Raw genomic sequence first — 19,335 nt, forward strand, 5'->3', positions numbered from 1 at the left:
CTGGAAGTTACCGACGAGTACACTGCCCCTCGGGGACACCGCACACCCGTAACACGCAAGCCGCAGGAGACGGAGAGCCGATGCAGCTAGCAGCGATCGTCATCTCGCTGGTCACATTCGTGGTCGGCACCGCGCTCGCCGCTCGTGCGGCGCTGTACATCTACCGGGTGGTGCGCACCGGCCAGCCGGACGCCACCCGCTTCGGGCAGCCCGCGCAGCGGGTGAAGACCGTGGCCGTGGAGTTCGTCGGCCACACCCGGATGAACCGCTGGGGGATCGTCGGCATCGCCCACTGGTTCGTCGCGGTCGGCTTCTTCACCCTGGGCCTGACCCTGCTGACCGCCTTCTTCCAGCTGTTCGACGCCGAGTTCGTGCTGCCGGTGCTCGGCGGCTGGCTGCCGTACGAGCTGTTCACCGAGCTGGTCGGCACCCTCACCACGCTGGGCATCGCGACGCTGATCGTGATCCGCCTGCTGAGCCTGCCCGGCCGGGCGGGCCGCAAGTCCCGCTTCGCCGGCTCGATCGCCTGGCAGGCCTTCTACGTCGAGTACACGATCCTCGGCATCGGCCTGTGCATCATGATCCTGCGCGGCCTGGAGGGCGCGCTGGAGAACGTCGGCTCCTACGAGGCCACGTACCTGATCTCCTACCCGCTGGTGGTGGCCTTCCGCGGCCTGTCCCACAGCACCCTGGAGAACCTGGTCTACCTCTTCGCGATGCTGAAGATCAGCATCTCCTTCGCCTGGGCGATCACCATCGGCATCAACCCCTCCATGGGCGTCGCCTGGCACCGCTTCCTGGGCTTCTTCAACATCTACTTCAAGCGCGAGGAGGACGGCTCCACCGCGCTCGGCGAACTGCGCCCGATGACCAGCGGCGGGCAGCCGATCGACTTCGAGGACCCGGCCGACGACGCCGTCTTCGGCGTCTCCCAGGTCGAGCACTTCTCCTGGAAGGGCATCCTCGACTTCTCCACCTGCACCGAGTGCGGCCGCTGCCAGTCGCAGTGCCCGGCCTGGAACACCGGCAAGCCGCTGTCGCCCAAGCTGCTGATCATGAGCCTGCGCGAGCACGCCTTCGGCAAGGCCCCCTACCTGCTCGCCGGCGGCGGCAAGGACATGGAGGGCACCGAGAAGGCCACCGCCGAGCAGCTCAAGGACGTCCCCGCGGCCGCCCTGGCCGAGGCCGAGCGCCCGCTGGTCGGCACCGCCGAGGAGAACGGCGTCATCGACCCCGACGTGCTGTGGTCCTGCACCACCTGCGGCGCCTGCGTCGAGCAGTGCCCCGTCGACATCGAGCACATCGACCACATCGTCGACATGCGCCGCTACCAGGTGATGATCGAGTCCTCGTTCCCCACCGAGGCCGGCACCATGCTCAAGAACCTGGAGAACAAGGGCAACCCCTGGGGCATGGCCACCAAGGCCCGTCTGGACTGGGTCAAGGAGCTCAAGAAGGAGACCGGCATCGAGGTGCCGGTGATCGGCGAGGACATCGACCCCGCCGAGGTCGAGTACCTGTACTGGGTGGGCTGCGCCGGCGCCCTGGAGGACCGCGCGAAGAAGACCACCAAGGCCTTCGCCGAGCTGCTGCACACCGCCGGCGTGAAGTTCGCGATCCTCGGCAAGGAGGAGTCCTGCACCGGTGACTCCGCCCGCCGCCTGGGCAACGAGTTCCTCTTCCAGATGCTCGGCGCGCAGAACGTCGAGACCCTGAACGCGGCGCTCGAGGACGCCCCGGTCAAGCGGATCGTGGCGACCTGCCCGCACTGCTTCAACACCATCGCCAACGAGTACCCGCAGCTCGGCGGCCACTTCGAGGTCATCCACCACACCCAGCTGCTGCAGCACCTCATCGACGAGGGCAAGCTGGTGCCGGTCAACCCGGTCGAGGGCCTCATCACCTACCACGACCCCTGCTACCTGGGCCGCCACAACAAGGTCTACAGCCCGCCGCGCGAGATCATGGACAAGGTCCCGGGGCTGCGCCAGCAGGAGATGCACCGCCACAAGGAGCGCGGCTTCTGCTGCGGCGCCGGCGGCGCGCGGATGTGGATGGAGGAGCGCATCGGCAAGCGGATCAACACCGAGCGCGTCGACGAGGCGCTGTCCCTCAACCCGGACATCGTCTCCACCGCCTGCCCGTTCTGCCTCGTCATGCTCTCCGACTCGGTCAACGGCAAGAAGAACGAGGGCGCGGCCAAGGAGCACCTGAAGGTCGTCGACGTCGCCCAGCTGCTGCTCGACTCGGTCAAGGCGATCCCGCCGGCCGGGGCCGAGGAGCCGCAGACCGTCGACGCCTGAGGCGCGCCCGACACACCGACGGGGCCGTGGAACCGGCCCGGTTGTTCGACAGTTCTGCAACAACCACCCCGGCCCGGGGGGCGCCGCCAGCGCCCGCCCGGGCCGGGCTTTTCCGCTCCGGCGGCCGCGGCGCGGGCACCGGCCGGGGCGCCGACCACCGGGCCGCCGGGGGGCCGCTCGGTCGGAAGGAAATACAGTAGGCGCCGGACCGGCCGCGAGCCGGTCGATCCGTTCCGGCCCCCGGAACGGCGTCCAGCACACCGACGGAGGTATCGGCCCGCGGGCCGGGCCGCAGAGACCACAAGGGGAACAGCGCAGACCATGACCGAGGCGATCATGCTGGTCGGTGGTAAGGGCACGCGACTGCGTCCGCTGACCACCCACACCCCCAAGCCCATGCTGCCGGTGGCAGGCGTCCCGTTCATCGCGCACCAGCTGGCCCGCGCGGCGGCGGCCGGGGTCACCCGCGTGGTGCTCGCCACCTCCTACCTCGCCGAGGTCTTCGAGGACCACTTCCAGGACGGCACGCCCTACGGCATCGAGCTGGTCTACCTGACCGAGCGCGAGCCGCTCGGCACCGGCGGCGCCATCCGCAACGCGGCCACCGGGCTCACCTGCGGCCCCGACGAGCCGGTCCTGGTGTTCAACGGCGACATCCTCTCCGGCGTCGACATCGCCGCCCTGCGCGACGGCCACGTGGCCGCCGGGGCCGACGTCACCCTGCACCTCACCCGGGTCGAGGACCCGCGCGCCTTCGGGCTCGTGCCCACCGACGCCGACGGGCGGGTGCTGGAGTTCCTGGAGAAGCCGGAGACGCCCGAGCAGATCGTCACCGACCAGATCAACGCCGGCTGCTACGTCTTCACCCGCTCGGTCATCGACCGCATCCCGGCCGGCCGCGAGGTCTCCGTCGAGCGCGAGACCTTCCCCGAGCTGCTGGCCACCGGCGCGCTGCTGCGCGGTGTGGTCGACACCTCGTACTGGCTCGACCTCGGCACCCCGGCCGCCTTCGTGCGCGGCTCGGCCGACCTGGTGCTCGGCAAGGTCGACTCGCCCGCCGTCCCCGGCCCGACCGGCGACGCGCTGCTGCTGCCCGGCTCGACCGTGCGGCACGGGGCGGTGCTCAGCGGCGGCACGGTGGTCTCCGAGGGCGCGGTCGTCGAGGCCGGCGCGATCGTCGAGGGCAGCGTGATCCTGCCCGGCGCCGTCATCGGCCCGGACACCCTGGTCAAGGACTCCATCGTGGGCGCCTTCGCGACCATCGGCGACCGCACCGCGCTGGACGGCGCGGTGATCGGCGACGGTGCGATCGTCGAGTCCGACAACGAGCTGCCGAACGGCGTGCGGATCGCCTGCGGCACCCTGCTGCCGGTCGGCGCGGTGCGCACCTCGGCCGGTCCGGGCGGATGCCCGGCCGGCACCAGCGCCGCCGCCGCGGTGCACGGGCCGAAGGTCGGCGCGCGGCGGTAACAGGCTCGCTGCAAACCGGCCCTGGTCCGGTGCCCGCCCGCCGCGGTGCCCGCCGGGCGGGTACCTTCGGAACGTGGCTGGCAATCGATACGACAGCGGTCAGGGCGCCGACCCCCGTGGCGGGTGGTCGGCGCCCCCGCAGCAGCAGGCGGCGCCCGGGGGGTACGGGCCGACGGACGGGCCGGAGTACTTCACCGGGCCGCAGCAGGGGCCGCACCCGGGGGCGCACCAGGAGCCGTACGGAGCGCCGTACGACCCGTACGGTCCGCGTGCCCCGCACCAGGCCCCGCACCAGGACCCCTACGCGGCCGACAACCCGGGCCACACCCGGGCCTTCCCGGCCGGCGGCGACCCCTACGCGGGCGAGCCGTCCTCCTACGGCCAGGCGCCGTACGGGTACGAGCAGCCCTCGCACCCGGACGCCTACGGCCAGGACAACGTCGCCGTCTACCGGGCCGGCGGGCAGTCCGCGCCGCAGGTCACCGGCCCCCGGCCGACCTGGCGCGAGCTGCTGACCGGCCTGTTCCGCACCCCCACCGCGATCTTCGACCGCACCCGCGACCACCAGGTCTGGCTGCCCGCCGTCACCGTCTCCCTGCTGTACGGCGCCCTCGCCGTGCTCGGCATCGGCCTGACCCGCGACGACGTGGTCAACTCGACCTTCACGGTGGCGCTCACCGCGATGCTCGCCGCCGCGATCGGCTTCACCCTGGCCGGCGCGATGCTCGGAGCCGTGACGTACGGGCTGGCCCGGCAGTTCGGCGGCGACGGCCCCTGGCAGTCCACCGTCGGCCTCGCCGTGCTGATCGGCTGGGTCACCGACGCGCCCCGGCTGCTGCTGGCGCTGGTGCTGCCCGCCGACAACCTGCTCGTCCAGGTCGTCGGCTGGGCGACCTGGCTGCTCTGCGGCTACCTGCTGGCCGCGATGGTCCGCCGGGTGCACGACCTGCCCTGGGGCAAGGCGGCCGGCGCGGCCGCGCTGCAGCTGCTGGCCCTGCTGGTGCTGATCAAGCTGCCGACCCTCGGCTGACCTCGGCGGCGGCCGACTCTCGGCGACAATGGGGACGGGCCTCGCCTCGCGGGGCCCGTTCCGTTTTTCCACCTCTTCCACCTGTTCACCCTCACCCGCACGGAGCCAGGCATGACCCTCCCCACCACCCACGTCAGCTTCCCGGCCGGGGCGGTGACCGGCGAGTCGACGGTGCTCGCGGTGCACCCGATGGGCGACGGCCGCTACGCCGTGGTCACCGGGGCGACCCCGTTCCACCCGCTCGACCACACCTGGCCCGACCAGCCCGCCGACCTCGGCACCCTCACCGTGGACGGCGTCGAGCTGGCCGTCGTCGACTGCCTCACCGGCGCGGTGGGCCCGGACGGCGGCGCGCCGCTGGTCGGCGCCGACATCCCGGTCCGGCGCGGCGACGAGGAGTGGTCCTGGCTGGTCCTGCACGTCCTCGCGGCCGACCCGGGCGACCTCGTCGGCCGCACCGCCGTCCTCGCCGTGGACGCCGGGCGCCGCGCCGCGCTGAGCGCCTCGCACAGCGGCTGCCACCTGCTCGCCCTCGCCCTCAACGAGGCGCTCGCGCCGCGCTGGCGCAAGGACCCGGGCCGCTCCGACGCCTTCGGCCACCCGGACTTCGACAGCCTCGCCATGGCGAGCTCGGTGATGGACACCGAGGCGAGCACCGACACCTACCGGCTCGGCAAGTCGCTGCGCAAGAAGGGCTTCACCACCGAGGCCACCGAGGACCTCCCGGCGCTCGCCGACGCCCTGCCCGGGCTCACCGAGGCCGTCAACAGCCGGCTGGCCTCCTGGGTCGCCGCCGACGCCCCGGTGCGCATCGACGTCCCCGGCCCGGAGCTGACCGCCCGCCGCCAGTGGCACTGCGAGCTGCCCGAGGGCGCGGCGCAGATCTTCTGCGGCGGCACCCACCTGCACCACCTGGGCGAGCTGGCCGGGCTCCGCACCGAGCTGAACCTCTCCGAGGACGGCAGCGAACTGGTCGCGGTCACCCGCCCGAAGCGCGCCTGAGACGCCGGCGGGCGGTCACCCCCGGAAGGGTGACCGCCCGCACCGTGCGCTCTTCGTCCTGTCCTCGTCCTGCTCAGACGTCCGTACGGTGGAAGTTCAGGTAGGAGCGCGACGGCGTCGGACCGCGCTGCCCCTGGTACCGCGAGCCGTACCGCTCCGAGCCGTACGGGTGCTCCGACGGCGAGGAGAGCCGGAACAGGCAGAGCTGCCCGATCTTCATCCCCGGGTAGAGCTTGATCGGCAGCGTCGCGACGTTCGACAGCTCCAGCGTGACGTGCCCGCTGAAACCCGGGTCGATGAAGCCGGCCGTGGAGTGCGTCAGCAGCCCGAGCCGGCCCAGGCTCGACTTGCCCTCCAGCCGCGAGGCGACGTCATCCGGCAGCGTGATGACCTCGTAGGTCGACGCCAGCACGAACTCGCCCGGGTGCAGGATGAACGCCTCGTCGCCCTCCGGCTCGACCAGCCGGGTCAGGTCCGGCTGCTCCTCGGAGGGGTCGATGTGCGGGTAGCGGTGGTTCTCGAAGACCCGGAAGAAGCGGTCCAGTCGCACGTCGATGCTCGACGGCTGGATCATCGCGGGGTCGAACGGATCGATCACCACCCGGCCGTTGTCGATCTCGGTCCGGATGTCCTTGTCAGAGAGCAGCACGCTTCGAGGTTACGTGCACGACGCGGCCCCGGACGAATCGCCCGGGGCCGCACCTGTCACTTCTCTCCCGTGTCCGCCCTCGTCAGGCGAGGAACTCCGCGGCCTCCAGCCGCAGCGCCCGGGCCAGTTGCGGCTCGGACAGCTCCCGTACGTCGGCCAGCACCGAACTCCGCAGCCGTCCGCACTGCGGACACCTGATCAGCCGGCCGGGCCCCAGCCGACCGGGTCCGAGGTTCTGCATCGGGAACGTGGTGGTGCTGAACAGGTGCCCCTCGGCACAACGAACGACGGCGCGCTGCTCCATCGATCCCCTTCCCATCCTTACCCCAGTACTCACCCGTACTCGTCGCCCCGAACGGCGGAGCCCCCGGGACCAGCGTCACATTAGGGGATGTACCGGACATTCCACACCAAGGCTCGCCGCCCGCGCCCACCCGCCGGGGCACTCTCACGCGGCCCACACAGTACGCCCCCGCCCCCACCCCCGCCGCCGCGCCACAACCACCACCCACCTGTGCGGCTGGCGTCACGGATGGGGTACAGTGAGGGACAGATCGAGCGGTTTCTGACGGCTCATCAGGCGGGCGTAGTTTAATGGTAGAACATGAGCTTCCCAAGCTTAGAGCGCGAGTTCGATTCTCGTCGCCCGCTCCAGCGTAAAGCCCCAGGTCAGAGGCCTGGGGCTTGTTCGTTGTCTAGACCAATGCGGGCGTAAGCTATGAGCTTGGTTTTCTCCGCTTCTCCAGGGTGCGGCACGAGCCTCGCAGTCGGTGTCGCCGACTCCGGGCCCCGGAGGCTTCTGAGGCCGGACCTGTATCCACGCCACATGCCGTTTCTGGATAGGGACTTGACCGGACTCTTCGAGGGGTTCCCAGGCTTCGCCGGCGCACGTCCACTTCCGCGCGTGTCCCGGTTCGGCCCTTGGCGGGTGGGTGAAAGCGGCCTGGTCGTCGGTGTGCACGAGTAGCGCACGAGTAGCGCAAGGGGTCCGCCGCCGGCAGCGGATCCCGTGTCCCGCCGCCTCCGTGCCCGATCCGGAGCTCTGAGCCTTCCAGGCTCAGAGTTTAGGGGCCACGTTCGCTTCTGGTCGGGTGCAATGCGCGGCAGTGCCAGGTCCCGGCTGCCGATCGGTTCTTGCTGCCGACGCCACGGGCGGCAGCTACCGCCTGCCACCCACGGCCCATGTCTGTCTCGGCCGAGTCATCTGGCAGCCGTACCTGATGTAGCCCCGACAGGCTGGCGACCTTAGTGGCTGTTGTCGTTCCGATCTTGAGGAGTGTTGATCGAACGGGAGTCTGGATCGGGTGGGCTAGCCTGTGCGCCGTGGACCACACTCCTGAGCTGCTGACCTGCCCCGACTGCGGGCAACCGCTGAGGAGCCTGGGCCTGGTCCTGTCTCTCCGCGACGAGGACCAACAGCGCGTGTGCCGTCATGCCTGGAAGTGTTCGGCGGGTCACATCTGGTGGCACTGGGCGGACCGGCCTGCGGGGCCCCTGGACGCCTGTCCCTACCCTCAGCTCTTCCGGCGATGACGACTACCCGCTGAACCCCGCCCGGCACCTTGGACTCACGAGCTCAGTGACCGGCACCGGTCATATCTTGAGGGGTGCCGGTCGAACGGGAGGCTCGATCGGGTGAGTCCGGCGGACGCCGTGCATGAAAGCAAGGCCTCTTGGTAGCTCGAAGGGTGTCTACGCCAAAGAGCGGTCCAGGAGGCTCTGTTGTCGCATTTCTACGGCATCGTGGGAGCGGGGTCCACTTCGGTCACTCTCGCGTGTGACTGCCTGGCACACCGGTTCGGGAACGCCGCCGACCACGGGGTCCGTGCGCGCCGCTACCCGACGGACATGTCCGATGCGGAGTGGGCGGTGGTGCGGCCGCTGCTGCCGGTGCCGGGCTGGCTGCGCGGGCGGGGCGGGCAGCCGGAGGCGTACTGCCACCGCGCGATGTTGGACGCGATCCGCTACCTCGTCGACAACGGCATCAAGTGGCGGGCCATGTCGGCCGACTTCCCGCCGTGGGACCGGGTCTACACGTTCTTCCGCCGCTGGCGCGACCACGGTCTGGTCCGGGAGTTCCACGACCGGCTCCGCCCCAAGGTCCGCGAGCAGGCCGGGCGGGATCCGGAGCCGAGCGCGGGCGTGATGGACTCCCAGTCCATCAAGGCGGACGCCGTCGTCGGCCGTGACAGCCGCGGTTTCGACGGCGGCAAGCTGATCAACGGCCGCAAGCGGCACGCCGTGGTCGACACCCTCGGCCTGCTGCTGGGGGTGATGGTCACCGCCGCGGACATCGGCGACCGCGCCGCCGGGCAGGTTCTGCTCGCCCAGGTGGCTGCCGCGCATCACCGGCTGGCGCTGGTCTGGGCCGACGGCGGCTACACGGGCAGCCTCGTCGAGTACGGCCTCACCGTCCTCGCTCTGGTCCTGGCCATCATCAAGCGCAGTGACGACATGCGCGGCTTCGTCGTGCTGCCCAAGCGCTGGATCGTGGAGCGGTTCTTCGCCCACCTGATGCGAAGCCGCCGCCTCGTGCGGGACTTCGAGCGGTCCACCGGCAGCGCGGAGGCGATGGTCTACTGGTCGATGACGCAGCTCATGACCCGCCGCCTTGCCCGGCCAGGCTCTTCGCGAGCGTGAACCGGCCCGGCGCCGGCTCGGCCAGCCACCCGCGCGCGGTCAGCCGCTTCGCCTTCGACCGCAACGCCTCGATCTTCGCGGGCACCGGTTCCAGGCCGAAGCAGTCGGCCATCTCCTGGCAGGTCAGCGGGCCTTGACCGAGCCGGACTCGGTCCGCGAGAGCCTGCACGATGCGCTGGTAGTCCGCCGACAGTGCCGACCGGGCCAGACCCGCACGCCATATCGGCACCACCGACTTCGGCTTCGCCGCCTGCGAAGACGCAGGAAGCGCGGGCGGTTCACCGCGATCCGACGACTCGTCGGCGGCATCCGGGCCGGCGACGTTCTCTGCGCACGGGGACAGCACCTCGCCGACGCGTGAACGGGCGATGACCCACTCGTTCCACTCCCGCTCGGCCACGACCAGCTCGGCCTGGATACGGTCCGCCTCCTCCCGCAGCGCGTCCACACGACGGCGAGCGGTCAGCTCACGCTGTTCCAGCAGCCCCACGACCGACGGCATCCCCGACCTCCAGCAGAGCGACAACACGACAGGTCACCACTCCCCGACACCGCCGACCCCAGACCTGAACTGCGGAAACGCAGCACTCAAGCCCAGAAAGACAACAGCCACTAAGGCTGGTGTTCTCCTGGGCGAGGAAGGTGTTCCCGGTGTGGCGCAGGTCGTAGAAGGTGAAGTTCGTCGGCAGGCCTGCGACGCGGGCGCGGGCCTCGTGGAACTTTCGGTCGAAGGTGGAGCGCCGGTAGGGGGCGCCTTTCTCTCCGACGAAGACGAGTCCGAGGGGCCCGGGTTCGGCGTAGTGGTCCATGTGCAGGCGGAGTGCGTCGTCGAGGGAGGCCGGCAGGTGGACGGTGCGTGTTCCGGCTCTGGATTTGGGGCGTCCGGTGGCGCGTCTGCCGTTGGCGAGTTCCGGTGAGGCGGAGTGGATCCTGAGCAGGCGCCGGGCGAGGTCGATGTCCTCGCGGCGCAGGGCGGCGAGTTCCTCGGGCCGCAGGGTGGCGAACGCGGCGAGCAGGACGAGGAGCCGCCATCGGTCGCCGACATGGTCGGCAAGTGCGAAGACCTGGGCGATGGTGGCGACGCCGCGTTCGGCGGGGTATTCGCTGCCGGCGCCGCGGATGCGGCAGGGGTTGCGGAGGATGGTCTCGTCGTCGGCGACGGCGGTTTCCATGATGGCCTTCAGCAGCCGGTAGGTCTTGGCGGCGACCGAGGGCCCGGTCGTGCCGCGCTGTTCGGTGTTCCAGGCGCGGACCTTCGCGTAGGTGATGCGGGGGACGGGTACGTTGCCGAAGGCGGGCAGGAGGTGTGCGTGCAGCAGGCGCTGGTAGAGCCCACGGGTGGTAGGCATCAGGGGGCGGTTGTCGATCCAGTCCTTGGCGTAGTCCTTGAACAGGACGCCCTTGAGCGGGGAGGCGCTCGGTGTGCGGCGGCCGTGGGCGAGGTCGGCCCGGACGAGCGCGAGCCAGGTCATGGCGTCGAGTTCGGTGTCGAAGGTCTCGGGGGACCGCTGCGTTTGGCCGTTACGGTCGGTGTAGGTCGCGCTCCAGCGGCCGGAGCGGTACTGGCGGATGTTGCCGAAGCCGCGCCGCGTCTTCTTCGGCTTGCGGGTCATGGCGGTCCTCCTCGGCGGACGGCAACCGCAGGTCGAGCGCGGAGGCGGAGGATCGTCGCGTCGCCGGATCGGTAGCACGGCCGTTTCACGGGTCGTGCTGTGATCTTCAGGTCGTCGAGCCCGCGGCTACGGATAGGTGTTTCTGCGACCAGTCTGGACCTCATAGGCACGGTGCGGATGCCTCGGCTCGGCGGCCTTCGAGCCCCGCGAGCTTGCCGTCGCGCCACCTGAGCGACGCATCGGCCGAGAGCTTCGGCGGCGACCATATCTGCTGCGGGCCGCGGGCCGGCTGTACGCCGACGGGTGGCTGCAGGGCTGCTGGGGCTCGTTCGCGGCGGTGTGTGGCCCGCCGACCGCCCGTCTTGGTCGACCGCGATCACGGTGGCATCCGAGTCGACGAATCGTGGTGGCCCATGTCCAAGGTTGCGGAAACTGAACCGAGGTCGGGCTCAGCGAGACGCCCCTGGCCCACTCGCCGTTAGCTGCAAGAACCGATCGTGGTTGTGCGGGCTGTTGGGATTCGGGTGACGCGGCTGGCCGCGTCGGCAGTGCCGCGCAGGCGGATGATCTCGTCGTGCTGGGCGGCGAGCCGGGCGAGGGCCCGGGCCCGGAAGTCGGCGAGCTCGTCGATGGTCTCCGCGGGGCGGGCCAGCCGCTCCTTCAGCGCCGTGACCTCGGCTTTCAGGCGTGTGATCTGGGCTTCTCGCGGGTCGGTGACCTCTCCGGCCTGTTGCAGGGCTTGGAGGCGGCGTTCGAACTCTTCGCGCAGGTTGGTGTAAGGGCGGGTGCCGTAGAAGGCGGTGCGGCCGACGGCGGCCTCGATGGCGAGGGTCTTGATGTCGCATCGGCCGCCGGGCTGGCGGACCGTCTCGACCAGCAGCATCCGGCCGGCTTGCGAGACGACCCCGACGCCACCACCCGAGACCCGGACACGCGGGTACGACCCGCTATGCTGACTCACCTGGGAAGTGCCTCCGACAGTGGCAGGAACAAGGACCTCGACAATCCTTATTCTTGCTGGTCAGAGGCACTTTCTGCTTTCCTGACCGCCCGTCGGACGAGCCGCATCGTGAAAGCGCGAGGCTGGGCCCAGTCGTGCTTCGCCTCCCGACTCCTTCCTCGGCGAGGCGCGCACCGGAACTGTAGGCGGGTTCAGGTCAGAAGAGCCGCTGATCGGAACCTAGTGGGCTGCTGCTACGGCCAGGTGCGGGTAGTTGCCGCAGTTGTCCCCCATCTCTCTTCATGTGATCGATGTACACCTATTTCGCCTGCTTCCTACGTATCCATAGTGACTGAATGGAATGACTTGAAAGCGTCCTGTAGTTCCCCTTGGGGGTGCATAGCGTGTGTACGCACCCATGAATCACATGGGCGACTTCGGAGGGGATTTCATGAAGAGTTCTCAGCGGACCGGGCGCTGGATACGGCGCGGGGCCGTCGGCGCTGCGGCGCTGGCCCTGGGTCTGGGAGCGATGCCCGGCCAGGCCATGGCCGACAGCGGTGTCGTATCGGCCTCGAACGGACAGTGCGAGGCCCAGTATCTCTCGGGTCCCGACTGGTTCGGCATTCGGGACGTCGACAACAACGACAGTGACTACTGTTACGTCGACTACTCGTTCAACTCGAACCACTCGGCCAGCAGCCGGATCTCCCGCCAGCAGGACATCAACACCAACTGGGGCTACTACGGCATCACGGCGACCAACAGCTACCTCTGGTTCCACGTCTGCAAGGAACGCCAGAACGACCCGGACATCTGCTCCGCGTGGTTCGGCACCACCGCCTGATTCGCCGGTTCGCCGGCCGCTGCGAGGAGTGAACGCGTGCCACCAGTACTGCAAGCCCGGGCCCTGCATCTGAGCTACGGCCCGGCGGCCGCGGTGGCGGGCGTCGATCTGAGCATCGGCCCCGGAGAGGTGGTGGGGGTGGTGGGCGCCTCCGGCTCGGGGAAGACCACCCTGCTCCACTGCCTCTCCGGACTCCTCCTCGCCGACAGCGGCAGCGTCCTCTACCGTGACCGACCGGTCGAAAACATGACTATCAGTCAGCGCGATGAACTGCGCCGTTCCTGCTTCGGCTTCGTCTTCCAGTTCGGTGACCTGGTACCGGAGTTGACGCTGCTGGAGAACGTCTCGCTGCCGGTGCGCCTGCAAGGCGTGCGGGCCGGCGAGGCGCGCAGGCGGGCGGCGCAGCAGTTGGACGCGCTCGGGATCGGCCAGTTGGGGCGCCGGACCGTGGGGGAGGTGTCCGGAGGCGAGTTGCAGCGCGCGGCGATCGCCCGTGCGCTGGTGCACCGCCCGGACGTGGTCTTCGCCGACGAGCCGACGGGCGCCCTGGACGACCACAACTCTGAAGTGGTGTTCGGCCTGCTCCTGGAACAGGCCAGAGAGCACGGGGCGGCGGTGGTGCTGGTCACCCACGACCGCCTCCTTGCGGCCCGCACCGACCGGACCGTGGTCCTGGCCGGCGGACGGGTGGTGGAAGCCGCGTGAGCGCGTCCTGGGCGACGGCCGTGGCGGTCGCGTGGCGCACGGTGCTGTCCCGTGGGGCGCGGCGCCGGGTCGCGCTGCTCACCCTGGTCGGTGCGGTGGCCGCACTGGGGGTGCTGGCCACGTTCGGCGCGGCGGCGATGCAGGGACGCGAGAGTGCCCGCTCCGGCGCGATGGTGCCGGTGTTCGGTCCGCCACCCGGCTTCGGCGGCGAGCCGGTGTTCAGCAGGCAGGGGGTGGCCGAGACCGGGTGGACGGAAGTGGAGCACCACCACGACGGCCGCCGCATCAAGATCGTCCGGATCGCCGACCCGGACGGTCGCGGGCCGTTCCCGCCGGGGATCTCCGCCTGGCCACGCCCGGGAAAGGCCCTGGTCAGCCCCGCGCTGGACGAACTGATTCACAGCGCGGACTCCCCGCCCGCCGAGTGGTTCGCCACGGTGGACACCGAGGTCCTTCCCCGAACCGCCGTCGGCAGCGCGGGCCAACTGCTCGCCTATGTCGGCGTGCCACCGGAGGAACTGGGAACCCAGCACGGCCCGCTGACGGGCTTCGGCGACAGGGGAGGACCAGGGTTCGGCTGGTACCCGGCGCTGGGGTGCATGCTGTTCCTGGTCATGCCCGCGCTCGCCCTCGTCCTGACCGCGAGCCGCTTCGGCCGCCAGGTCCGCACCACCCGCTACCAGGCCCTGCGCCTGCTCGGCCTGCCCGCCGCCCACGCCCGGCTGGCCGGCGCGCTGGAGAGCGCCGCACCGGTCGCCGCCGGCGCACTGCTGGCCGCGCTCGCCTGGCCCCTCCTGCTGCCGGACATGTTCGCGCTCCCGGTCACCGGCCGCCACCTGTTCGGCGCCGACCTGCACGTGCCGATCGGACGGTCGGCACTCGCCGTCCTCGGGGTCACCGCTCTTGCCGCGGTTCTGGGCGCGGCCACCGCGGCGGGCTCCGACCGCGCCTCGCGCAGCGTGCGCTTCCTCAAACCGGTCCGGCTCACCAGCCCCTGGGTGGCCCTGCTGTTCGGCGCCGGACTGCTGCTCCTCGCGGTGGCCTTCGCCCGGCACAAGGCCCGCGACCCGCTGTTGTGGAGCGCCATCGTACTGCTGGGCACCGGCCTGCCCAGTGCCGCCGCCTGGGCGGGCCAGTGGCTGGCCCGACTCCTGGGCCGCATCGAGGCCGGCGTCGTCTGGCTGCTGGCGATGCGACGGCTGGCGGCGGACCCGCAGACCCGCTTCCGAGTGGCCGGAATGGTCGGCATCGCCGTCTTCGCCGTCGGCGCCGCCCAACCGGTCTCCCAGGTGCTGGCCCAGCCCGACCTGCCCTGGGCCGCAGCGGCCCGGGCCGCCGGCCACACCGACCTCCTCGCCAGGGCCGAGACCATGGAAGCCGTGCCATTGCGGCTCGGCGAGCCACCGGACGCCGTCCGCGGCCTCGTCCCCGCCGTCGCCCTGTGGTCCCCCGGACAGGACCCCGCCACCCGCCCCGCCCACGCCGCACTCGTCGCCACCTGCCCCCAACTGGAAACCCTCCTGGCCGGGCCCCTCCCCGACTGCACCGGCGGCCGGATGATGCTGCGGTCCGCTGACTCACCAGAAGTGGGCGGAGCGCCGGATGTGGGTGGCGAGCTGATCCTGCGCTCCGCCGACCGGACACGGCAGGCGAGCATTGCGCCCGTTGCTGGGACCCTGGAACTGCCGTCTGGATCGGATGCCCCGATCGAGGCCCTCATGGTGCTGCCGCCCGACGACGGCGCCCTCGCCGAGTTGGGCACCCCGTTCCTGATCTCCACCTACATGCGCATCCCCGTGGACACCGCCGCCTGGGAGACCGCCCGAACCTGGGTCGTCTCCTCCTCACCCGCCTACCAGCTGGCCAACTCCTACCAACGGTCCCAGGTCCTCGACAGCACCGGAAGCTGGGTCCTGCTCGGGCTGACCGTCGCCGCCGCCATCACCGTCCTCGGCGCCGTCCTGACTCTCGCCGAAGACACCGGACACCGCCGGGAATGGTTCGCCCTGCGCGCCCTCGGCATCGCCCGCCGCCGCTTGACCGCCGTCCAGCTCACCGAGGCCCTGGTCACCTCCACCGTCACGATGGCCCTGGCCACCCTCGCCTCCACCACCGTCGGCCTCACCTACCTACGCATCAACGAGGATCACCTCGACAGCAACCTCCCCTACTTCCTCGCCGCCGCTGGCGGCGTCACCGCCGTCCTCGTCACCGCAGCAGTTGGCAGCACACTCACCCTGCGCACAACCCGGCGCCGACGCCACCGCACCGCCCTACGGCCGGCCGCTACCGAAGCGCCGTAGCCAAGCGCTGACGCCCGCGCACACGAGAGCATGGTCCGGTGTCGCCGGCCCTTGGCGAACTGGCAGCGAGCCGCGTTGTGGTGCAGAGGGTGGGGTGGGGTGGAGCGACTGGTAGGCGTCAGGTCTCCAGAGGGCGCCGCCCGAGGGACTGGGTATGGACGAACTCGCCGCCGCGGCACGTCGGGGACGGACTGCCATCTGCGGATGGAGCTGAAGGGCATCTGCACGTTCCCCCGGCGCCGCCTTCCGGCTGAGGTCGAAGGCGTACCACGCTTCGCGGTGGCCGGTACCGTCTTGCTGGCGTTCGCGGCGGCCCGCGGCAGGAGGTGGACCGGGGACTTCCATTGTCCCCCGCTCTCGGCTGTCGGACGGCCTCGTCCCGCACCTGGGGCCTGGATTCAGGCCCGCCGTCCGGGCCGACGCGCCGGGCGCCGCCTGATGGCGGAGTCGGCCCGGCCGTGGGTCTTCCCGAAGCGGGTCGGGCCTCGGTCCGGTTCGTACGGTGACGGCTGAGCACGGCTCGGTGTGGTAGGGGGTGGGGTCAACGGCGTCCCCGCAGGATCGGGTCGGGGGGTTCGACGGCCACGTATGTCTCGGCGGTCCTTGCTTCCAGCAGCCCGCCGGCTTCGGGCCGCTCCACCGAGAGGCGAGCGCCGTGCAGGAGCCCGGTTGGGACCTCCTGGGTCGCATACGCGCGGGCAATCTCCCGCTTGGCGGTCACCAGACGTTCGTGCTCGCGCTCGTAGTAGGTGCGCCGTGCCTCGCGGCTCATCTCCTCGCGTGCCTCGTCCTCGCCGCGCCGCGAGAGGAAGGGGTCCGCTGGGAACAAAGGCTCCTCCGCGGGGACTTCCGCCTGTACCTGGTGCAGGCGGGCGCAGGCCGCGTACAGACCACGCGACAGACCCAGGTGGACACCGATGCCAGGGATACGTCCCACCACAAACTCCCGCACAGCCGGGCCTTCTTGCTGCCGGATCCACTCGTAGGGCACTCCTTCGTCCAGCATCAGGCCACGCAGCTCACGAGTACCGGCGTCCCACTCCAGCGGCCACGTCCTGCCCACTCGCCCATACCTCCCGGCCGGTTCCGCCCCCGTCTCCGCCAACGGCACGATCCGTAGATCCTGCACCGCGCCGAACGCCAAGGCCCGGAACACGAGCAATTGGTCCCGTGCGACGCTCAGCAGTTCGTCGGGGGACTCATCCAGTGGGGGCACGCCTGGGCCGCCAGGGGGGTCTGGCAGGGAGTGGACGCCGCCACCCGGGGACGGGCCGACGAGAGCGGTGTGCACCATCATCACCAGATGGTCGTCCTCCCATCGGCCGGGCTCGGGCAGGACCGTTCCGCAGAGCATCTGCCGGTGCGGCACCGCGATCTCCGCGCTCGCCTGATCCAGCTGCGCCTGCCCGCCACGCATGTCGGTCGCGCCCAGCGACTTGCGCGCCTTGGCCTCGATCAGCCACGGCAGCGCCTCGGCCACGTGGTTGCCGTAGAGGTCGGGGAGCTTCTTCGCCGGGTCCGTCAGCGCAGGGATCCCGCACGCCTCCAGATGCACGGTGGCCGGCAGTCCGGCCATGCCGACGGTCAACCACTGGGCCATCGTCATGCCGAGGTGGTAGCCGAAGGCGGCGTGGGCGCTGCGCTCCGTGCCGTGGCGGTAGACGGCGTTCACGAACAGACGACGCCCCGCCGCAGCCGTGGGCGCCGGGACGTCCTTGAGCGACAGGTACGCCTGCAGCGGCGCGACGCGAGCGATGAGTTCGTTGACGGCAAAGGCCGGCGTCTTGCGAAGCCAGGGCGCCAGGTCGCGCCCAGCGCCGGCCGCCGCGGTCACGAGTTGACGCCAGGTGGTCGTCGCCAGGTACTCGCCATCCACCGGCAGCACGTCAGCGGCCGGCCACGGTTGCACGGCCTTGGGGGCCTTCCTGCGGTCCCACTTCGACAGATCTCCGTCGGAACGCACGCGGACCGGGACATCGAGTGCGTCGTCCAGCGTGAAGGTGAAGTCTGCGGCATCGGCAGGAGGGATCATCGCCATGCAAGCAGCTTGCCAGCTGGCGGTGGGCGGGACCGAAGGAAGGCGGTGGCCGTTGGGCCGGCGAACCGTACGCGGTGATGTACGGACGAGCAGCAACCGAAACCTGAAGCCTGTGTCCTACTTGCCGCAGCCAGATTGTCGTCGGATCCGAAGCTCGTCCCCAGGCGATCCGGCCTGTTCGGCGGAGGTTCGGCCAGGCGGCACGAGCAGGGATTGCCCCGGGTCTGGTGGCGTCCGGTACTTCGAAGCGCCGAATGTCGTCGGCGGCGCCGATGCCGGTGTCGGAGACCCCGTTGGGGCCGGTCGCCAGGATCACGTCCAAACCGACCTCCGGACGGCCGACGAGAGCCCGGCCCTCCGTGCCGGTTATCACCAAGCAGCTTCGGTTGGCGCCGCCGATGGCAGCCCAGCCGTCGAATCGAAACGGTCAGAACGCGTCTTGCACGACTAGTGCACGGGTAACGGCGGTAAACCACGGTCAACAGCGGTCAAGGATTTCGCGCTTCAGGGCGTCAGGCCCGTTGCCTCATATGGCCCCTGACCTGCGGTTATGCCGATTCTCGCGGAAGAGATTCCCAAGCTTAGAGCGCGAGTTCGATTCTCGTCGCCCGCTCCGGTAGTGCGAAAGCCGCAGGTCATTGGACCTGCGGCTTTCGTGTTGTGCGGGGTGGGGCGGGTCAGACGGTGGTGGCGATCCAGCCGATGGTCTCGGTGGTGTGCGGGCCGTCGGACAGTGCTCTGCCGGTGCCGACGAGTTCGTTGAAGCGGATCTTGAAGCCGGTGGTGGTGACGTCGGCGATGCGCAGGCCCGGGGTGTCGGGGCCATTGAAGGTCTGGACGAACGGGACGACGATCACGTTGGTGTTCTCGGGGAAGGGCATGGGGAAGGCGACCTGGGTGAAGGTCGAGATGTCCCCGCCGGTGGTCTCCGCGGCGTGGGTGGAGTTGAGCTGCAGCTTGCCGGTCTGGAGCAGGCTCATGGCTTCGGCCTTTCGCTCGTCACACGGGTGTCGCTTCGTCTGCGAAGCAACCGAGGGTGGGATGCCCGCGACGTTCCGCGTTTAGAGCCGGGGTCGCCGGTTCGGGGGATCTGTACCCGTTTCGCTTGCCGGAGTGGAGGGTTGGGGCCCTGGTCAGGGGTGGGGGTAGAGGCGGAGGAAGGCCTGGACGCCGGTGGTGACGGTGGTGTGGAGGGCGGCGTCGGAGATCGGGACGGCGCCGTAGAAGGACTGGTCGGCCGCGCCGCTGAAGGTGAGGAGGGTGAAGTGGGTGGCGGCGAGGTCGGGGTCGTCGAGGGTGAGCAGGCCCTGGGCGGCGAGGCGGGCGAGGTGGTCGGCGAGGTCGCGCTGGGAGGCGAGGGGGCCGGCGGCCAGCCAGGCGGCGAGGACGTCGGGCGGGATGTTGCCGGCCTCGGCGCGGATGGTGCGGCCGAGGGCGTAGTGCTCGCCGGCGGCCAGGACGGCCCTGGCGCGGTCGACGGCGAAGGCGGTCAGGTCGGCCTCCAGGTCGACGATCTTGTGCAGGTGACGGTCGGCCAGGCCGGCGACGATCTCGGTGAGTTCGCCCGCGGTCTCCAGGGCGACGGAGAGGAAGAGCTTCTCCTTGTCGCCGAAGTGGTTGTAGATGGTGCGCTTGGAGACGCCGGCCTCGGTGGCGATGGCGTCGACACTGGCCCGGGTGTAGCCCTCGCGGCCGAACACCGTGCTCGCCGCGCGGGCGATGGCACGGCGCTTCTCCGGCATGCGGCGTGAGGCGGTGGTCGGTGCCGGGTCCACTGTGCTCATCGGGCGGGTCC

Annotated in this window: 15 protein-coding genes, 1 tRNA gene and 1 pseudogene; 9 read left to right on the forward strand and 8 right to left on the reverse strand. The window is 70.7% G+C overall.

Features of this window, described 5'->3' with window-relative positions; translation table 11 throughout:
- Positions 1 to 80 precede the first annotated feature (80 nt).
- The 4 genes and pseudogenes from ABT238_RS28325 to ABT238_RS28340 all read left to right on the forward strand — a co-directional run bounded on the left by ABT238_RS28325 (position 81) and on the right by ABT238_RS28340 (position 5,805).
- Positions 81 to 2,303, forward strand: a complete 2,223-nt coding sequence (locus ABT238_RS28325; RefSeq protein WP_350797689.1) for a (Fe-S)-binding protein — start codon at positions 81 to 83, stop codon at positions 2,301 to 2,303.
- Between the two features lie 321 nt (positions 2,304 to 2,624).
- Positions 2,625 to 3,698, forward strand: a pseudogene (gene manB, locus ABT238_RS28330) (mannose-1-phosphate guanylyltransferase); the annotation flags it as partial.
- 148 nt (positions 3,699 to 3,846) lie between these two features.
- Complete coding sequence (locus ABT238_RS28335; protein WP_350559087.1) at positions 3,847 to 4,803, forward strand: Yip1 family protein; 957 nt, start codon at positions 3,847 to 3,849, stop codon at positions 4,801 to 4,803.
- Positions 4,804 to 4,914: 111 nt separating this feature from the next.
- Entirely contained in the window at positions 4,915 to 5,805 is an 891-nt protein-coding gene (locus ABT238_RS28340; RefSeq protein WP_350797705.1) for an alanyl-tRNA editing protein, read from the forward strand.
- A gap of 73 nt (positions 5,806 to 5,878) precedes the next feature.
- Here ABT238_RS28340 and dcd read toward each other — a convergent pair whose 3' ends face one another.
- The gene (gene dcd / locus ABT238_RS28345; protein ID WP_350559081.1) at positions 5,879 to 6,454 is read right to left on the reverse strand and encodes a dCTP deaminase; all 576 of its coding nucleotides are present in this window, start codon (positions 6,452 to 6,454) and stop codon (positions 5,879 to 5,881) included.
- A gap of 82 nt (positions 6,455 to 6,536) precedes the next feature.
- Positions 6,537 to 6,773 (reverse strand): hypothetical protein, encoded by a 237-nt coding sequence (locus ABT238_RS28350; protein WP_045938839.1) that lies wholly within the window; start codon positions 6,771 to 6,773, stop codon positions 6,537 to 6,539.
- A 261-nt stretch (positions 6,774 to 7,034) separates the two neighbouring features.
- On the opposite strand from ABT238_RS28350, the gene ABT238_RS28355 reads away from it, so the two are divergent.
- Positions 7,035 to 7,108, forward strand: a tRNA-Gly gene (locus ABT238_RS28355).
- A gap of 1,194 nt (positions 7,109 to 8,302) precedes the next feature.
- Positions 8,303 to 9,094 (forward strand): IS5 family transposase, encoded by a 792-nt coding sequence (locus ABT238_RS28360; RefSeq protein WP_350797733.1) that lies wholly within the window; start codon positions 8,303 to 8,305, stop codon positions 9,092 to 9,094.
- On the opposite strand, the gene ABT238_RS28365 is transcribed toward ABT238_RS28360, so the two are convergent.
- The 3 genes from ABT238_RS28365 to ABT238_RS28375 form a co-directional block, all read right to left on the reverse strand.
- Entirely contained in the window at positions 9,051 to 9,596 is a 546-nt protein-coding gene (locus tag ABT238_RS28365) for a hypothetical protein (protein ID WP_350797744.1), read from the reverse strand. The two genes, ABT238_RS28360 and ABT238_RS28365, sit on opposite strands and share 44 nt — an antisense overlap.
- On the reverse strand, positions 9,562 to 10,707 hold the full coding sequence (locus tag ABT238_RS28370) for a site-specific integrase (protein WP_350797762.1): 1,146 nt from the start codon (positions 10,705 to 10,707) through the stop codon (positions 9,562 to 9,564). The genes ABT238_RS28365 and ABT238_RS28370 overlap by 35 nt, the downstream gene beginning before the upstream one ends.
- A gap of 478 nt (positions 10,708 to 11,185) precedes the next feature.
- Positions 11,186 to 11,584, reverse strand: a complete 399-nt coding sequence (locus ABT238_RS28375; RefSeq protein ID WP_350798145.1) for a hypothetical protein — start codon at positions 11,582 to 11,584, stop codon at positions 11,186 to 11,188.
- 514 nt (positions 11,585 to 12,098) lie between these two features.
- On the opposite strand from ABT238_RS28375, the gene ABT238_RS28380 reads away from it, so the two are divergent.
- The 3 genes from ABT238_RS28380 to ABT238_RS28390 are packed head-to-tail and all read left to right on the forward strand — an operon-like array spanning position 12,099 to position 15,502.
- Positions 12,099 to 12,494: a hypothetical protein gene (locus tag ABT238_RS28380; protein WP_350797773.1), complete on the forward strand. Its 396-nt coding sequence runs from the start codon at positions 12,099 to 12,101 to the stop codon at positions 12,492 to 12,494.
- A 36-nt stretch (positions 12,495 to 12,530) separates the two neighbouring features.
- On the forward strand, positions 12,531 to 13,199 hold the full coding sequence (locus tag ABT238_RS28385) for an ABC transporter ATP-binding protein (RefSeq protein ID WP_350797786.1): 669 nt from the start codon (positions 12,531 to 12,533) through the stop codon (positions 13,197 to 13,199).
- A complete protein-coding gene (locus tag ABT238_RS28390) occupies positions 13,196 to 15,502 on the forward strand; it encodes a hypothetical protein (RefSeq protein WP_350797794.1) in 2,307 nt (768 codons plus the stop codon). Before ABT238_RS28385 ends, ABT238_RS28390 begins: the two co-directional genes overlap by 4 nt.
- A gap of 541 nt (positions 15,503 to 16,043) precedes the next feature.
- Here the strand turns inward: ABT238_RS28390 and ABT238_RS28395 are convergent.
- From ABT238_RS28395 to ABT238_RS28405, 3 genes are all read right to left on the reverse strand, one after another.
- Positions 16,044 to 17,540: a hypothetical protein gene (locus ABT238_RS28395; RefSeq protein ID WP_350797805.1), complete on the reverse strand. Its 1,497-nt coding sequence runs from the start codon at positions 17,538 to 17,540 to the stop codon at positions 16,044 to 16,046.
- 677 nt (positions 17,541 to 18,217) lie between these two features.
- Positions 18,218 to 18,520, reverse strand: a complete 303-nt coding sequence (locus tag ABT238_RS28400; protein ID WP_350797815.1) for a hypothetical protein — start codon at positions 18,518 to 18,520, stop codon at positions 18,218 to 18,220.
- 153 nt (positions 18,521 to 18,673) lie between these two features.
- A complete protein-coding gene (locus ABT238_RS28405; protein WP_350559074.1) occupies positions 18,674 to 19,324 on the reverse strand; it encodes a TetR/AcrR family transcriptional regulator in 651 nt (216 codons plus the stop codon).
- Positions 19,325 to 19,335: the final 11 nt, after the last annotated feature.

This window comes from Kitasatospora sp. NPDC001527 (assembly GCF_040298605.1).
GTDB lineage: Bacteria > Actinomycetota > Actinomycetes > Streptomycetales > Streptomycetaceae > Kitasatospora.

Coding starts and splice junctions, on each gene's coding strand:
- ABT238_RS28325 (WP_350797689.1), top strand. CDS start 81: ATGCAGCTAGCAGCGATCGTCATCTCGCTGGTCACATTCGTGGTCGGC.
- ABT238_RS28340 (WP_350797705.1), top strand. CDS start 4,915: ATGACCCTCCCCACCACCCACGTCAGCTTCCCGGCCGGGGCGGTGACC.
- ABT238_RS28350 (WP_045938839.1), bottom strand. CDS start 6,773: ATGGGAAGGGGATCGATGGAGCAGCGCGCCGTCGTTCGTTGTGCCGAG.
- ABT238_RS28360 (WP_350797733.1), top strand. CDS start 8,303: ATGTCCGATGCGGAGTGGGCGGTGGTGCGGCCGCTGCTGCCGGTGCCG.
- ABT238_RS28365 (WP_350797744.1), bottom strand. CDS start 9,596: ATGCCGTCGGTCGTGGGGCTGCTGGAACAGCGTGAGCTGACCGCTCGC.
- ABT238_RS28370 (WP_350797762.1), bottom strand. CDS start 10,707: ATGACCCGCAAGCCGAAGAAGACGCGGCGCGGCTTCGGCAACATCCGC.
- ABT238_RS28380 (WP_350797773.1), top strand. CDS start 12,099: ATGAAGAGTTCTCAGCGGACCGGGCGCTGGATACGGCGCGGGGCCGTC.
- ABT238_RS28395 (WP_350797805.1), bottom strand. CDS start 17,540: ATGGCGATGATCCCTCCTGCCGATGCCGCAGACTTCACCTTCACGCTG.
- ABT238_RS28400 (WP_350797815.1), bottom strand. CDS start 18,520: ATGAGCCTGCTCCAGACCGGCAAGCTGCAGCTCAACTCCACCCACGCC.
- ABT238_RS28405 (WP_350559074.1), bottom strand. CDS start 19,324: ATGAGCACAGTGGACCCGGCACCGACCACCGCCTCACGCCGCATGCCG.